This window comes from Pseudoalteromonas sp. BZA4 (assembly GCF_040104395.1).
Lineage (GTDB): Bacteria > Pseudomonadota > Gammaproteobacteria > Enterobacterales > Alteromonadaceae > Pseudoalteromonas.
In genome coordinates, this window is sequence record NZ_JBECOT010000039.1 from 1 (window position 1) to 16,501 (window position 16,501).

9 protein-coding genes and 1 pseudogene are annotated in these 16,501 nt (G+C 41.1%); 7 read left to right on the top strand and 3 right to left on the bottom strand.

What is annotated here, in order from left to right:
- Positions 1–129: 129 nt before the first annotated feature.
- Positions 130–453, top strand: a pseudogene (locus ABMY41_RS14985) (hypothetical protein); the annotation flags it as partial.
- 66 nt (positions 454–519) lie between these two features.
- Here the strand turns inward: ABMY41_RS14985 and tyrR are convergent.
- The 3 genes from tyrR to bcsE form a co-directional block, all read right to left on the bottom strand.
- Positions 520–2,076 carry a transcriptional regulator TyrR gene (tyrR, locus tag ABMY41_RS14990; protein WP_054561931.1) on the bottom strand — a complete coding sequence of 519 codons (1,557 nt, stop codon included), beginning with the start codon at positions 2,074–2,076 and terminating at the stop codon, positions 520–522.
- A 94-nt stretch (positions 2,077–2,170) separates the two neighbouring features.
- Positions 2,171–3,751 carry a cellulose biosynthesis protein BcsG gene (bcsG, locus tag ABMY41_RS14995; RefSeq protein WP_349275277.1) on the bottom strand — a complete coding sequence of 527 codons (1,581 nt, stop codon included), beginning with the start codon at positions 3,749–3,751 and terminating at the stop codon, positions 2,171–2,173.
- A 169-nt stretch (positions 3,752–3,920) separates the two neighbouring features.
- Positions 3,921–5,546, bottom strand: a complete 1,626-nt coding sequence (gene bcsE / locus ABMY41_RS15000; RefSeq protein ID WP_175083669.1) for a cellulose biosynthesis protein BcsE — start codon at positions 5,544–5,546, stop codon at positions 3,921–3,923.
- Between the two features lie 122 nt (positions 5,547–5,668).
- Here bcsE and ABMY41_RS15005 point away from each other — a divergent pair, with 122 nt between their 5' ends.
- Genes ABMY41_RS15005 through ABMY41_RS15030 form a run of 6 tightly spaced genes read left to right on the top strand, consistent with a single transcriptional unit; the run spans position 5,669 to position 16,435 of the window.
- A complete protein-coding gene (locus tag ABMY41_RS15005; protein ID WP_289097147.1) occupies positions 5,669–5,896 on the top strand; it encodes a hypothetical protein in 228 nt (75 codons plus the stop codon).
- On the top strand, positions 5,893–6,615 hold the full coding sequence (bcsQ, locus tag ABMY41_RS15010) for a cellulose biosynthesis protein BcsQ (protein WP_289097148.1): 723 nt from the start codon (positions 5,893–5,895) through the stop codon (positions 6,613–6,615). Before ABMY41_RS15005 ends, bcsQ begins: the two co-directional genes overlap by 4 nt.
- A complete protein-coding gene (bcsA, locus tag ABMY41_RS15015) occupies positions 6,605–9,271 on the top strand; it encodes a UDP-forming cellulose synthase catalytic subunit (RefSeq protein WP_349275280.1) in 2,667 nt (888 codons plus the stop codon). Before bcsQ ends, bcsA begins: the two co-directional genes overlap by 11 nt.
- Positions 9,268–11,517, top strand: a complete 2,250-nt coding sequence (bcsB, locus tag ABMY41_RS15020; RefSeq protein WP_349275282.1) for a cellulose biosynthesis cyclic di-GMP-binding regulatory protein BcsB — start codon at positions 9,268–9,270, stop codon at positions 11,515–11,517. Before bcsA ends, bcsB begins: the two co-directional genes overlap by 4 nt.
- Positions 11,517–12,632 carry a cellulose synthase complex periplasmic endoglucanase BcsZ gene (gene bcsZ, locus ABMY41_RS15025; RefSeq protein ID WP_349275284.1) on the top strand — a complete coding sequence of 372 codons (1,116 nt, stop codon included), beginning with the start codon at positions 11,517–11,519 and terminating at the stop codon, positions 12,630–12,632. Before bcsB ends, bcsZ begins: the two co-directional genes overlap by 1 nt.
- Positions 12,623–16,435 (top strand): cellulose synthase subunit BcsC-related outer membrane protein, encoded by a 3,813-nt coding sequence (locus ABMY41_RS15030; RefSeq protein ID WP_289097151.1) that lies wholly within the window; start codon positions 12,623–12,625, stop codon positions 16,433–16,435. Before bcsZ ends, ABMY41_RS15030 begins: the two co-directional genes overlap by 10 nt.
- Positions 16,436–16,501 lie beyond the last annotated feature (66 nt).

Below are 16,501 nucleotides of genomic sequence, written 5' to 3' on the forward strand. Positions count from 1 at the left end.
TACAATCGCCAACTGGTTGAAGCGATGATCAAAGTGAAGGCGCTAAATAAGATCAACACCCTTGGTCTGCCTAAATATCAGTAAGTTAAGTGAGTTTATTAGAGAGCTGCATTTGATCAACAAGGCCCTATTGGTGATAAAAGCTATGACATGTCTCTGCCAGAATCATATTCAGTGGCTATAACACTCAGCAAAGACGAGCAACAAGTATGGGTGCAAGAATTTAACAGTGGCTTCATTGAAGGCTTCAACTGGCAAATTGCTGATCACACCCTAAAACTCGAAAAGCGCAAATTTAGCGATTCTGTAAAAGGTGATTACGTAATTAGCCTAGATAACCGTGATTACTTTTTTGCCCGCAATAACATCAGTATTGTGATCAAGTTCGACGATGAGGGTATTAAAAATATCGCTATCGATGGTGTCACCAAGGATATGGGTACCAAACAATAGTTTTTAATCGAAAAGAAAAAGGCTTAGGTTTTACCTAAGCCTTTTTTGCTTAATTAAGCTTTATAATTAAACCTTTACTGTTTTGCGGTTAATCCCATAATCGCGCAGCTTATTTGCTACTGCAGTGTGGCTCAAACCTAATCGCTTAGCGAGTTGACGAGAGCTTGGATAAGCAGGATAAAGCTTACGAAGTAAAGTCGCCTCAAAACGTTTTACCGCTTGGTCTAAGGTTCCTTCAAAGTCAGACTCAAGATAACCTAAATCATGGGTAAACGTTGGTAACTGAAGATGCTCAATACGCAATTCGTTATCATCTAACAACGACACAGCACGATAAATCGCATTTTCTAATTGGCGCACGTTACCCGGCCATGGGTAATCTTGTAAAAAGCGTAAACAATCCTCAGACATCACAGGCACAGAATGACCATTTTGCTGGGCATACTTTTGAATAAAGTGCTCTGCTAGCGGGCCGATATCTGCTTTTCTATCACGTAATGGGGCTATTTCTAAGGTCAAAACATTAATTCGGTAATAAAGGTCTTCTCTAAATGTTCCCTCTTGCACCATCGCTGGTAAATCTTTTTGTGTTGCGGCAACAATACGCACATTTACTTTTACTTCGTTTTCATCACCGACTTTTCGGAAGGTACCGTCTTGTAAAAAACGTAGTAGCTTAGTTTGTAGCTGAGTCGACATTTCACCAACTTCATCTAAAAACACTGTGCCACCATCAGCTTGCTCTAAAACGCCGCGTTTTGGTGCCGCGTTTTCTTCATAGCCTGCGTAGCCAAATAGTTCAGACTCAGCGACATCATCAGGCAACGAAGCACACGACAAAGCGATAAATGGTTTTACTGAGCGGTTTGATGCGTAATGACAAGCACGAGCAAGTAGCTCTTTACCTGTACCGGTTTCACCAGTAATCAGGATTGGCGCTTCAAGTTGTGCCATTTTACGCGCTTCACGAACCACACGGCGCATTGCAGTACTAAAGTTATGTATGGTTGCAAAACTTTCTTGGCCATAACGACGGAACGCACTGACTTGTTGGCCTAAGCGACTTTGTGATTTGATATTGATAACGGCACCGGCTAATACATCTCCTTCAGCGCCTTGGGGTACTGAAATAGGTAGAATATCGGCAATAAAGTCTTCGCCAGCGACTTCAACTCGGGTTGTTTGGCCAAGTACTTCTTTGCCTTCTAACCAACGCGTAAAATTAAAGCCTTTAAGCAGATTATTGATGTTAGCGCCAATCACTTCGCTTTCAGATAATTGCAGGTCGCGACACGCAGCATCATTACATAAACGCACCCAGCCTTTAGCGTCAATAGATATCACACCGTCTGGCAATGCACGTAGTAATGTATTTAACTCATTATGCTCTCGCTCAGAAGGTAAAAATGCAGTTGTACGAACATCTTTCACGCCATCTATCAAACGGATAGATGGCATAATTTTTTGGAATTGTTCAAACTCAATAGGCGGAAAGCTCACGTACATTCGACAATTAACCGAATCTACCTCGATGCCTTTTAAATCAACTTGGTAACTCACCAAGATATTGAGAATCTCTTGTGCGATACCAATTCGGTCAGCACAGTGGATATCTAAACGCATTACATCCTCAAAAAACGGGAACCTATAGTATGAGAATAATACGCTAACTCCCTGCAGCTGGGTAGTCTATTGTAAACAATTTTGGACAAATAACTTAATTAGCCGGGTACCGGGTCCATTCTCCACCATCTAATTGGATGTAAGGCTGCCCTTTTATATACATCATCACTGTATCTTCATTTTCAGCAACCTTAGCTGAGGTAGGCAAATTATCAAGCACTCGGTTAATGGGGGCTTTTCCTGCAAACAGGTCGAACTTCATCGTATTGTTGATTAACTCTGACAGTGAAAAATAACTCATTGTTTCATCAACGACATTCAGCCCATCATGCTTTATATCAGGACCGATGAATTTAACCGCAGTTGGCACTGAAACTATTGAAGGGCTCGGAATTTCGCGCAAACCAGAGAATTGTAGTTTATCACCCTGTAAGGCAGCCCCATGCTCAGGCACAACCACCAGCATTACGTTTCGACCTTGCGCTTTTAACTCAGTTATAAACTTATCGATGTCATTAAATAAGCGCTGTTGTCTAAGCGGATAGCTTTCAAAGCTATTCATACGTTCACGACCAGCAAGTTGATTGCCATCGTGTAAGCTAATGGTGTTGTAGTAAAGAGCCCTAGGCTGCTCACTCGAACCTTGCTTTTTCAACCAATTAGTGAGTATATCCGCATCAGAATAAATCGGTTTGCCATCGAAACCATACTGCGCAGCACTAAATTGGCTAAAATCCAGTTTTGGCACAGAAACACCACCGTATTGTCTGATCAAAACAATAAAGTCATCAAAATGTCCATCGTGGTTAAGAGCCACACTGGTTTTATAGCCAAGCTCAGCAAGGTTAGTGAATAACTGGCATTGCTCATCAACAGGTTTAAATAGTTGCTCTTGACTTGTTTGCCCGCAACTTGCTCGTAATAAACGAATTGCCGCAGGGCCACTGTACGACGTTGCTGAGTTAAATTGGCTAAACAAAATATCAAAATCAGCAAATAAGTTACGTGGCTCAACACCAATTGCATTTAAATCAGCCGTCGCTAAAGAGCAAATATTTAGCACAACAACATCAAATGGTTGGCCATTAAATACATCAGGAAACTGGCTTTGTAGTAAATTCTGTTGCTGGTAAAAGTCTTGTAACTGTTGATCCGGTGTCTTTTGTTTTGCTGTATCAGAAACTAAAACGGGTACTTGCTTTTTTGTAGTTTGGCTATTGCTTGCAACTTGCGTTGTAACCTCATCACTCGTAACAACCCCACTTAACCAAAACGCATACAAAAAGCCAATTATTGAAATACTGGTGTAACGCAACCACTTAACAGTAAACCAATAAAAAACCACTAAAGCAAAGAGCGCAAAAATCATATCGAGGCTAACAACGCGCGCTGTGATCTCAAAAAAGTAACCGATGCTAAAGTCTTGTACATTGCCAGCTTGCTTGGTGAGCCTAGAAATCGGGGGCAACCACGAATCGTGATACAATAAAGCCGCACCTATCAGCACACTCATAGCGTGTTTGATACGAGACAACCAAACATGTTGAAAAGAGATAGCTAGAAAAGCAAAAAATGCTAGGTTTGCATATAAATCAAAAGAAATGTCACCTCGGCTATACAGAACAAACTTAACTAGAAAGTATAAATTCCAAAAACCTAATCCTGAAAGCCTCACTTGTTATCCTTCTTGTGTCGTTTTGGCGTATAAGGCGTTAATAATACATGCCTAAATGTTAGTTTTCGGTAGAGCACGACTGCTTTATTAAACAGTACCTTACCTGTATTACTCAGCAAAATGCCGATTAACATTGCGATGATAAAAGTAATAAAAAACTGATTTAAGCTCATGATAGCTCACCTTTTAAGGTCACTTTTACTGGCTCAGATATAGGTCGAATCACTTTTTTAAATTCCGGTGTCTCTGTATTTAAATTTGCAATATCTGCTGATTTTGTATCAAAAATATAACTTACATTTTCTTGCAATTGCTGGGTAAAGTCGGTTACTTCAGTATCAGCAAAATGACGTTGCATACGGCGACATTCTTGCTGAATATAAAAATGATCAGCAATGACATTTTTTGACATAAAAAAGTCGCTTACCTGTAATTTAAATAAATGTTTAATCGCACTTTCCACATCGTGCTCTCGACAAGCATGTAGATAAAGGTAAACCGTGCCATCAGCAAAACTAAAAATATCCCCTTCACGTTTTACATGAAATAAATGTAATGGGTGTATGGCATCAATACGCGGTAAAAGCTGCAACATAACAAGCACGCCACTTACACCCAGATTGGCAGCTGAGTCACTATGTTTAGCAACCTGCTGTACGAATTTATCTGGAGACAAATAACCTTTAGCTAATACATTTTCGCTGTACTTTAGAACATCATCAATAGATTTCGGTAGTGGCCTTGTAAACTGAAACCCTTGAATTGACTGAATTTGTGACAGTAAACGCGAAGGCTCAGAATAACTATATAAAATAAGGTTAACCCCTAAAGTTAAAAATAAGCACTCGTCCTGGTGACGAATAATGCCATCAACATTTTGAATTACTAATTTCAGTCGGCGACCACACTTCTTTCGAAGAGAGAAGCAATCTTTGGCTAACGCTTTTAAATCAGTGTATCGGGTAACTGCAAAAACTAACGTCGCTGATTTTTTGGTAAGCCCTTTAGAAAAAAGAGCATCATTATCATCAATTATTTTATAAAACACGGGTAGCTTTGTACCCTCAGGTACAGCACTGCGAGTTAGCCATACCTCGTCTTCATCGAAGTCTTGCTCCGTTGCTTGCGACTTATCATCAGCCTCTTGCTCTACCTCAACTAATGCAAGTTGACCATCATGAAGCTGTAAATTAACCGAACGCCCAGCGATAACTCCTTCTTTATGACACCAATAATCATACTCAAGAGTGCGAATTGATGCCTCTTGAGTTATATAAATAAGGCCATCAAAGCAACGGTTTAAGGCTAATAACTGACGTCTCAATTCACTGACATAAGCACCTGACATTAAAAACACTAAAGTGACATTTTTTGATTGTGACAAAGCAACATAGAGCTTGAGTTTTTCACCAAGCTGCTGTTCGTTCAAAGAGACTAAATGTTCTGAATCGACATGCACGATAACCGTACTGTTTTTCAGTTGCTCATACTGTTTTATTTCGTTAATAACACCACGGGAAAAATGCAAACCTTTTGATACATTCTCATTATGATGTAAATGGAAAGGACGTAGTACCCCTTGTTCGAACAGGGTAAATAATAACTCGCTTCCCTCTCCTTCGAAAAATAATTCGACTTGTTCAGAAAGCAAAAAAACCGAGTCTTTATGATTGGTTAAAAGATGCCTTGTTAACTCTAATAGCTGATTATCTAGCGGGGCAAGTAAAGCATAGTTTGCGCCTCGCTTTAGCTCAGAGAAAGCTCCGTTTAGTCCTGTAATATTTAAATGAGGCACCAACAAACCCTTAAAAAAGATACTTTAGTACTAGTTTTAAACGCTATTCTATATATAATGCAGATTATGTCCATGGATCGTGAACATTTTTAAGCTAATTTTTCTCATAACGGTTTTTTTAGATGAATAACTTTGCAGTAAAAAATTCAAACACCTTAACTCAATACGATATTGAAAAGCTGTTACGCCAATTTGGCGGCAAGGAAACGGATTATGTTGAAATTGTTGATGTTGAAAAAAATCGCAAAACGATTAAAAAGTACCCTTTTCTTAACGATATCGCATTAGCAACAACACAAACACAGAGCACGAAAAAAGTTAACAAAAACGCAACAAAGAATCATAAATGAAGCGAATTTTTATAAAAGGAATTAAAGGTGGCACTGGTACAACATCTATTGTGGCCAACCTTGCTTGTGCTTTGAGAAAATCAAATGTGCCTGTGTATGCCATCGATTTAGATCCAAAAGGCGACTTAGGCCTTCACCTTGGTCTTGCTTGGGAGCATCAGCTAGGCTGGAGTGATTACCCAAACTTTGCCTCTGCATGTGAGCAGTTTCACCAAGATAACGACGGCGTAAAGTTTTTACCCTATGGCAGTCGTTCGAACTTAGGGTTAGACTTTTCAAGCATTATAGAGAGTTGTCAGCAGCTTAATGACAGCGATGACAGCTGGTTTTTATTTGACTGCCCAGCCCATGTTGATGTGCACCGCTATTCACTAAATGAAGACGATATATTCCTTGAGACTATTAATTGTGATGCTATTTGTCACAGTTTTGCTTTCAAACGTTTAAACACTCTAAAGCAGGCTGAATCATCTTGGCAGCATTATTTTTTAACCAATAAATATAATTCAGCCTCTGAGCTTGAATCAGATTTATTGCAGCTTTGGCAAACTGAATTACCATTAATTGCACCTTTATATATCAATAAAGATGAAGTCATCAAAGAAGCAACTGCATTTAGAAATGTGGCGATTAACTGTGCTCCATACAGCGTTGCTAATGATGACTTTGAAACGCTAGCCGGTTGGCTTGTAAGCCGCGCGAGTCAGAATGACCAATAGCATCCACTCACTCGGTATCACACACCGACTACTTAAAGGTATTTTAGGGTTGTTTTTAACGAAGCAACTTGTGCGCTTTGTATTTATAAAATTTTATAGTTATTACAACCAACACAAAATGAGCCTATTGGGAGCGATTTTACTCCCCTTCTTTGTGCTTTTTTTGTCATTGTTTATTAAATTAGAAAACAATAAAAAACGTGAGTTAAAGCTTAAACTTAAACGCTTGTATCCTCATGTTTCCCAACCTGTACTCACACCAAGCAATTGCATTCGGATTGCATTGCAAAGTGTGTACCTTGCGCTATTCAATACCACCACAACCTCACAGCAACATATCGCCGTTGAGCAGCGTAAATCTTGGCGTAAAATCACGCGATCAGCTCGCTTATTGAGACTGGCAGACAGTAAACTAGTACGCTCTTTTAAAGGGCTTTGGTTAGTTGCTAGAAAGCAAACAAAAACTAAATCATATAAAGCAGTGAGTCGCTCTCCACTTTGGAGAAACAGCACCTTAAAGGTCGCTTTTTTCACTCTCATTATTTTTGCGGTGGCTATATTTGTAACCGTACCATTTAGTATTGAAGCGCAAGCAGTGTTCATTAGTTTAATTTTGGTGGTTGCTTATTCTCTAAGGCGGGTTGAAGGGAAAATGGCCACTATTGTGATGATCACCCTTTCTGTTACAACCTCTACACGTTATCTATGGTGGCGCTACACAGATACCCTGAACTGGGGTGACCCGTTAGCCCTAGCACTCGGGATTGGTTTATTGCTTGCTGAAAGTTACGCTTGGTTAGTACTAATATTAGGCTTTTTCCAAACCATTAATCCATTAAACCGTAAACCAATCGCGTTAGGAAAAGACACTGCAAACTGGCCAACAGTTGATATTTATATTCCTACTTATAATGAGCCGCTTGATGTTGTGAAGCCAACAACAATCGCCGCGCAAAGTATTGATTGGCCTGCAGATAAGCTTAACATTTATATTTTAGATGATGGTAAGCGCTCTGAATTTGCCGAATTCGCAAAGCAAATTGGTGTTGGTTATTTAACTCGCCCTGATAACAAACATGCCAAAGCCGGCAACATGAACCATGCGATGAAAGTAACTAGTGGCGACTACATTGCTATTTTTGACTGTGACCATATCCCTGCTCGCTCATTCTTACAAATGACAATGGGACAATTCATCAATGACAGTAAAGTGTGTTTAGTACAAACACCTCACCACTTTTTTTCTGCCGATCCATTTGAGCGCAATCTCAAAAACCATCGGAAAATCCCAAATGAAAATATGTTGTTCTATGGCTTAATTCAAGATGGCAATGATATGTGGGATGCAACCTTCTTTTGTGGTTCGTGTGCTGTTTTAAGGCGCAGTGCCCTTGAAGAAATTGGTGGTTTTGCCGTAGAAACCGTCACTGAAGATGCCCACACCGCCCTAAGAATGCAGCGCGCTGGCTACAAAACAACATATATTAATATTCCACAAGCCGCCGGCCTGGCTACAGATAGTTTATCTGCCCACGTTGGTCAACGTATTCGCTGGGCACGCGGCATGGCACAAATATTCCGATTAGATAACCCGCTGTTTGGTAAGGGCCTAAATATCGCGCAGCGCTTGTGCTATTTAAACGCTATGTTGCACTTTTTATCAGGCATTCCGCGAATTGTATTCTTAACAGCGCCACTGGCATTAATTTATTTTAATGCGCAAATTATCTATGCACCGTTTGTTGCCATCTTTCTTTATATTGTGCCAACCCTGTTACAGGTAAAAATAACCAACTCTCGAATTCAAGGTAAATACCGCTATTCCTTTTGGGGCGAAGTTTATGAGTCAGTACTTGCTTGGTATATTTTAAAACCCACGACAGTTGCGCTTATCAACCCGAATAAGGGTAAATTTAACGTGACTGAAAAAGGCGGTTTAAACAAGCAAGATCACTACGATTGGACGATTTCAAAGCCTTATATAATCTTGTTGCTTGTTAACGTTTTGGGTATGACCTACGGCGTGTTTAGATTGCTCTTCGGCGATAGTTCACAAATAGGTGTACTCGTCATAAGCATGCTTTGGGCAAGCTATAACGTGATAATTTTGGGTGCAGCTGTGGCTGTTGCCGCTGAAGCCAAACAAGTACGCAGCTCACACCGCATTAAAGCAAATTTCCCTGCAGCTATTCGCCTTGCTAATGGCCGTACTATTAAAGTAAAAATTACGGACTACTCAAATAATGGTGTTGGTCTTGAAACTGAGCATAATCACCTTTGCCGTGTAAATGATAAAGTCGAGCTACTCATGAGCCGTAGCTTGAAGCAGTTTTCATTCCCAACTTATATCTGTAACACCCGCGATAAACAACTGGGTCTTACCCTCAGGGATTTAGATTTAGAAAAACAAAAAGCCTTTATTCAATGCACTTTCTCACGTGCTGATGCTTGGCTTGATTGGCAAGAAAACTTTAAACACGACAAGCCTTCATACAGCTTTTCTCACGTTTTTTATACCAGTCTAAGAGGCTTTAAGAACTTGATTTTCCATGCCCCAAATGAATTAAGACCCGCGATTGCGTTTGCATCAAGAGTCTTGTACTTTGTGGCGTCGTTATTACCTAAAAAACCAACAAAAGTACTAAAAACATCATGATAAAAACTTTTTTAACCTTGTTATTAGCTTTTGGCACACTCGGCATATCTGGCTGGGCGATAAGTGCTGAGCCTCTCTCTAATAAAGCGATTTTTGATGATGGTTACCCAGAGCAAGCACCAATTGAAAGCATGACGCTAAGCTTTGAAAAGCTTGGTTTAAGCAAGTTCAAGCTTGATGGAGTGAGTAATAGTACCCGTGTTGATTTTACAAACCGCCTCGATAAATTAGGTAAAAAACTGACCCTAGACTTTTCATACACAACTTCACCATCACTTATTGGTCGTGTCTCACATTTGAAAATTTTCTTAAATGAAAACCTTGTCACTGTGCTACCTATTGATGATAAGACAACGCCAATTGGCACAGTCTCTGAGCGCAGCATTGTTCTTAACCCTAAGCTAATCAAAGACTTTAACCAAATTCGCTTCGAACTAGTCGGTTTTTACGATCTGGTTTGTCAGGATGACTATAGTAAAACAATATGGGCCGAGCTTAGTAAAAGCAGCCGTATTTCTATTGACCGTCAGTCACTTGCTCTTGAAAGCTTACTTGAGTATTTCCCTGCACCATTTTTTGATTCGCGAGATTACAACAAGGTCAATTTACCATTTGTGTTTGCATCACAACCTGATGAAAACACACTCGAAGCAGCAGCTGCACTATCAAGCTTTTTTGGCGCACAAGCAAAATGGCGCAAAGCACAGTTCCCTGTGCAAATTAATGCAACACCGACAGAACATAGTGTCGTATTCGCAACAAACGACAACAAGCCTGATTTTTTATTGAATTACCCTGATGTTGAAAAGCCAACTGTAGAAATTATCAGCAGCTCTACTCAGCGCTACGCCAAAGTACTGCTTGTTTTAGGTAAAGACACAGCACAATTGAAAGAAGCCGTAGTAGGTTTAGTCTTTGGCTATAAAGTCATGACTGGTCGCAGTGCAACTATTGATGCAATTAGCAACTTACCGCTTAGAGAAGCCTACGATGCGCCACTGTGGGTGCGTTCTGATCGCCCAGTAAGCTTTGATGAATTTATTGAATACCCAACTCAGCTGCAATCGGAAGGCTATCGCGGTCTACCTGTTCGGTTAGACTTGCGTTTTGCACCAGATTTATTCACTTGGCGTGAAAATGGTATTCCTATTACCTTGAATTACCGCAACACGCCTGTTGAGCAAAACATGTTGTCGCGTTTGAATATGTTGATTAACGGTAAGTTTGTGGATGGTTTTATTCTTGATAACGAAGGTGGTAAAACGATTACAACCGATACCTTGTTACCGCTTTTATCTGAATTCAATCCAACCAAAACTCGTCAAGACTTTGAGCTAACAGGGTTAGATTTAACAACAAATAACCAGCTGACTTATGATTTTAATTTTGCAGTCGTAAAAACCGGTGAGTGTAGCGCCATTCCTGCCGGCGGTGAATTTGGTGCAATTGATGGCAGCTCTACCATTGATGTAAGTGACTTCCATCACTATATTGCCATGCCAAACCTACGCGCCTTTGCAAATGGCGGTTTCCCATTCACCAAATATGCCGATTTACACCAAAGCACGCTTGTAATGGAAGCTAACAGCTCAGTTAACGCGATTAGTTTATTGCTTAATTTCACAGGTCATTTGGGTGCCATAACAGGCTACCCAGCGCACCGTTTAGACATTCAATTTCCAAGTAACCAATTGGCGCTAAACGATAAAGACATTATTATTATTGGTAAGCCTGACTCTTTCTTAAACTCACTTGCCAAAGACAGCGCCCTAAGTGTGCTTATCAACAACAACCAACGCATTGTTGATCAAGCTATCTATAATGGTGCCTACGACACTAAAGGTGCTGAAAAAATTAAAGTAAATATAAGCAGCATTGGTCGTTTAGCCGTGATGTCTGGGTTCCAGTCACCGTTTGATTCAGACCGCTCAGTAGTCTCTTTGATTGCCAGTAATGAAAATGCTTTTGCACTTCTCACTGATGCATTGCTCAATGATGATAAAACAGCTCAAATAATGGGAAGCTCAGCCATTATCAATAGCCAAGGCATCAAAACGATTAAAACCGATGAACAGTATTTTGTCGGTCACGTACCTATTCATACCCTCATTTGGTTCCACTTTTCAGACCGCCCAGTATTGTTAGCGATTCTATCACTACTAACCCTATTACTTATTTCATTTATGTTGTGGCGAGTGCTTGCGCTACTTACCAAAAAACGTTTATCTGAAGGAGATCAGGCATAATGAAAACTATCGCTTCTTTACTATTCGTTTTTGTTTTTTCAAGCAATGCTTTAGCTCAGTTAAGCTGCAGCGCTTGGCCGCAGTGGAATAACTTTAAAACTCACTTCATTACACCTGAAGGACGTGTAATTGATTTGGGTAGTGATTACAGTATTACCACCTCAGAGGGGCAATCTTATGCGTTATTCTTTGCTTTACTAGCCAACGATAAAGCCAGCTTCGATAAGTTGCTTGAGTGGACTGAAGTACACCTTTCTGAAGGTGACTTAAGTACCCGTTTACCAGCGTGGCAATGGGGAATAAAGCAAAATCAAGGACAAATCCTTGATTCAAATCCAGCTTCTGATTCAGATTTATGGATTGCTTATACCCTGTCACAAGCAGCTATCTTATGGAATGAAAGACGCTACGCAGTGCTCAGCTCAGTGCTTGCTGAGCGCATCATTCGTGAAGAAACAGCGCAGATACCAAACCTCGGTCTGACTCTATTACCTGGGCCAACAGGCTTTGAAAAAGACAGTAGCTGGAAATTAAATCCAAGCTATGCACCGCTATTTATATTTGCGCAATTTGCTCACCTATACCCGCACTCGCCTTGGCAAACATTACACGATAACTCAGCGCAGTTATTAATAGATACAGCACCACAAGGCGTGAGCCCTGATTGGGTTAATTACAGCGCGGAAAAAGGCTTTTATCATGATAAAAGCACACCAGCCACAGGTAGTTATAATGCGATCCGCGTTTACCTCTGGGCCAGCATGATGGCAGAAGGTGCCCCCTATAAAAATGCCCTTACAGAGCAGTTTAAACCTTTTGTTGATAGCATTGTTTCTTCAGGCAAAGTGCCATTAGAAACCAATGCAGTCACAGGCAAAACGGCAGGCAACGCCCCAAGTGGTTTTGTTGCCGCCTTATTGCCATTGCTTGCTGAAGATAATGCATCACAAACTGTGACAGCTTTACAACAGCAAATTATGATGGATACCCGCTTTACCACCAGCCGCTACTACGACAGCGTGCTGTATTTATTTGGTAACAGCGCATTGAACAAACGTTTTAGTATTGATAAAAACGGGGCTTTAACAACTAACTGGAGCAATGAATGCCGATAAAGTGGCTACTTGCTGCAGTTTTAGCAAGCTCCAGTGCATCCGCAGCAATAAACAAAGACCTTGATGGTCAATCAATTGATTGGTTAATTAGCCAAGTACAACTTGGTGAAATTGAGCGTGATAATCAATTGATGAGCGACAGCTTAGAAAAGCTGCAAAGCATTGCACCTAAAAATATCCAGGTGCAATGTGCCCAGGTGCGTGTTTTATATAGCCTCAAAGAAACCGACAAAGCCAATGTGCGTTTAGCAGAGCTTAGTAACCTATCGCATCCGTGCGTAACAAGCTTAACCCTACTTGCACGCGTCAATAATCAAGACAAAGAAGCGGTTCAACAAGCCAGGCTTCGTGCCAGGGCCGGACAATACAGTGACGCGGTAAAAATCTACAATCGGCTATTTAAATCCGCCTACCCTAATATTGAATATGAGCTGGAGCACATAAACTGGCTTGCTCAAGATCCAAATCAATATCAGCAAGCACTGCGCGGTTATCGTTCTTTACTAAAACGCTACCCAAATAGTGGCCGTTTTGAGCTTGCCTACGCAAGACATCTGTTAAAGCAAAACCCAACAAACAAAGAAGCCATAGAATTACTGAGCCATTATGCACACAGTAACCAATATGGTGTTGAAGCTGAGTTTGCGTGGCTTGCAGCCCTTGAGGATATGCCGCTTAATAAACAAACTGAGCGCGAATATCAGCGTTACTTTGCAGCCTACCCTAAAAGCAGTAAAGGTCAGCTACAATTTAGTGACTTTAAGAAAGCGCATTTAGCGGAGCAAAAAAAGCAAGCAGACCCTGCGTATCAGACATGGCTTAAAGGCAGTGTCGAACTTGAAAAACGCCACTTTGATGCAGCAGAAAAGCTTTTCAATAAAGCACTGCGAGGTCGTCCTCAAGATCCTGAAATATACAATAGCTTAGGTTTATTGAACTTAAGGCAAGGTCGTAATGCCAATGCTTACCAGTACTTTAAAAAAGCTCAAAAATACAGCATAGATGCAAACCGTATAACAGTTTTAAAAGGCCTCGCCAATACTGCTCGTTTTTGGCAATACATAGATGAAGCTAAATCAGCCATTAGTAGCAATGAACTCAAACAGGCTGCGCTTAAGCTGGATTTAGCTGACACCTTAAATGAAGACCCTAATACGGTATTGTTTTACCGTGCTGAACTTGCCAAACAAGCAGGCCAACTTCAAAACGCGATGAACCTTTATAAGCAAGTGCTAAAAGACGACCCTCTGCAACAGCCTACTTTGCGTGCCATGCTTGAATTGACCGCCTCAGATGGTAATTATGCTCGTAGTCATCGTTTTTATAATGGCTTAACTCGTCAGCAACAGGCATTAATTGCTGAAGATTATACCCTATTACAAACACAGCAACTGAGAACCCGTGCTGATGAGCTTACTGCTGAAGGTAAGCTAGATGAAGCAGTTGATGTGCTACTTATGGCAATCAAACAAAGCCCACGTCAAAGCTGGCTTTACTACGACCTTGCAAATTTATATCAACAACAAGGTTTAGTTGATCATGCCAAAGCTCTGTATAAAAAAACCTTGTGGCAATTTCCGCTAGATGCAGATTTGCGTTATAGCCATGCACTATTTTTACGTTCGTTGAATGATTACCAAGGAGCACTGGCAACCTTAGATTACATTCCTAATAACGCGCGCACTGAACAAATTAATGTGCTTACAGAGCAGCTAAGTATTAATACCAAACTAGAAAGGCTCTCTGCCAACAATACAGCCACTAATAAAGCCACAGTGATTTATAAGCTCACCGAGTTAGAAGCACAGCCATTAACACCTTTAATGCAAGCTGAGCTTGCCAGTCAATGGCAACAAATTAATGAGCAGCAGTATGCAATAAGGCAACTGAAAAAAGCTCTTACTCGTGACCCAAGTTTGAACCCTTATTGGCATATGACTTATGCTAATTGGCTAATTGAAAGCAACGATAAAAACGCTGCTGATAGCTGGTTTGCAGACTATCACCTGCCGAGTAACGCAACCGATGCAGAGCAATCACAATGGTTAGCACTTAAAGTTAATTACGTTAATCGCTTTAGTGATAGTAACCAACGAGTTGCCAAGCTCTCAGAGCTTGTAACACGTTACCCCGATAACCCAGAACTGTCAGAGTCGCTGATCAATGCTCATATCGAGCAAGGCAATAGTAAAGAAGCTATTAGCCGCTTTGAGCAACACATCGCAAATGGGCAAACTGTCTCAACGGATACTGCTTTAGCTATTGCGACAGTCGCTCGTCAGCAGCAAAGAGATGATTTAGCAGATCGCATCATTGCTGGACAAATTAATCAGGTTTCAAGTGAACAAAGCTATCGTCAGCAGCAATTAATGACCGCACTTGAACAATTTGAAGATACACAAAGTGCCATTAATCTAGCTGAACAATTGCTGGCTAAATCAAACAATAACGAAGAACTCTATTATCAAGCAGCAGCGGTTGCGCAAGCTAAGCAACAAACTATGCTTGCTCAAAGCTGGTACCGCGCTGCAGTTGATCCAGATACGGCAACGAGCACCTTAAGCGATGAGCAGAACTATGAACTGTATGCCCTTGATGAAAATGAAGCTTGGTATGTCAATAATGCCAAGCGCCAACTACAAGGTATTGAGCGCGATGAGCAAGCGTATATCACTGCTGCAATCAACTTAAGTAGCCAAACCAGCACACAAAATGAGTCAACCCTCGGCGCTGGTGCAACGCCTATTGAAGCAGGTTTCCCGCTATGGGGTGGCACTGGGATTGTGAAATTAGACCCAATGACAATATCGAGCCAAGAAACCCGCTTTGATGAAACCTTTGCTGGTAGCCGCTATGGTCAAGGAGCTCTGTGTATTTTTGACTGCCCACTTTTAAGTATAAAACCAAAGCAACAAGGTATGGATATTGGCCTTGCTTGGCAAAACGAGCAATGGCGAATTGATGTTGGTACCACTCCACTTGGCTTTTTAGTCGAAGATATCGTGTGGGGCGTTAATTACAATGGTGATTTAGGCGACTTTGGTTATGGCGTCACGTTTAATAAACGCTCGGTTACCAGCTCTGTGTTATCTTACGCAGGACTTGAAGATGTCTTTACCAACCAAGTATGGGGTGGTGTTAGGGCTACGCAATTACAACTTAGTCTATCTCATGACCTTGGCCTAGATTGGGGTTTTTGGGGCAGTACTAATTACCAAATCTTGCAAGGTAAAAACGTAAAAAACAATCAAAGCTACAGCCTAATGGGTGGCAGTTATTATCGTTATATTCGCGAAAGAAACACCGAATTAAGTCTAGGCCTTAACTTATTACACTGGTCGTATAAGTATAATTTAAGTGAAGAAACCTGGGGACATGGTGGCTATTACAGCCCACAAAACTACTTAGGCGCTTCATTACCTGTGATTTTTGATAAACGAGTTGGTCATAATTTTGTATACCGACTGCGCGCTGGCGTATCTTGGTCAACCACCACGACAGACGACATCGCATTTTTCCCTAACGACCCTATTTTGCAAGGCCAAGCAGAGGCTCAAACAGCTGTAACAGGTGTTGTGCCTTACTTTGAAGGCGATACCAGCAGTGGTTTATCGTATAACTTAGGGGCAAGTTTTGAGTATCGATTCACGCCTCATTGGTTCTTTGGTGGTTACGTCAACTTAGATAGAGCCGATTTTTACGAGCCGAATTATGCTCAGTTGTACTTCCGTTATTACTTTAATCCGGTGTATAGCGAACTGGCTTTCCCGGGTAAACCTGTTGTGCCTTATGCTAGCTACTAACTGTCGCATCACATGGGGCAAGTGTCGCAAGTTCTTCCCCTCTCCATAAGGTCTATGTATACTGTA

Coding starts and splice junctions, on each gene's coding strand:
- bcsB (WP_349275282.1), top strand. CDS start 9,268: ATGATAAAAACTTTTTTAACCTTGTTATTAGCTTTTGGCACACTCGGC.
- bcsZ (WP_349275284.1), top strand. CDS start 11,517: ATGAAAACTATCGCTTCTTTACTATTCGTTTTTGTTTTTTCAAGCAAT.
- ABMY41_RS15005 (WP_289097147.1), top strand. CDS start 5,669: ATGAATAACTTTGCAGTAAAAAATTCAAACACCTTAACTCAATACGAT.
- bcsA (WP_349275280.1), top strand. CDS start 6,605: ATGACCAATAGCATCCACTCACTCGGTATCACACACCGACTACTTAAA.
- tyrR (WP_054561931.1), bottom strand. CDS start 2,076: ATGCGTTTAGATATCCACTGTGCTGACCGAATTGGTATCGCACAAGAG.
- ABMY41_RS15030 (WP_289097151.1), top strand. CDS start 12,623: ATGCCGATAAAGTGGCTACTTGCTGCAGTTTTAGCAAGCTCCAGTGCA.
- bcsQ (WP_289097148.1), top strand. CDS start 5,893: ATGAAGCGAATTTTTATAAAAGGAATTAAAGGTGGCACTGGTACAACA.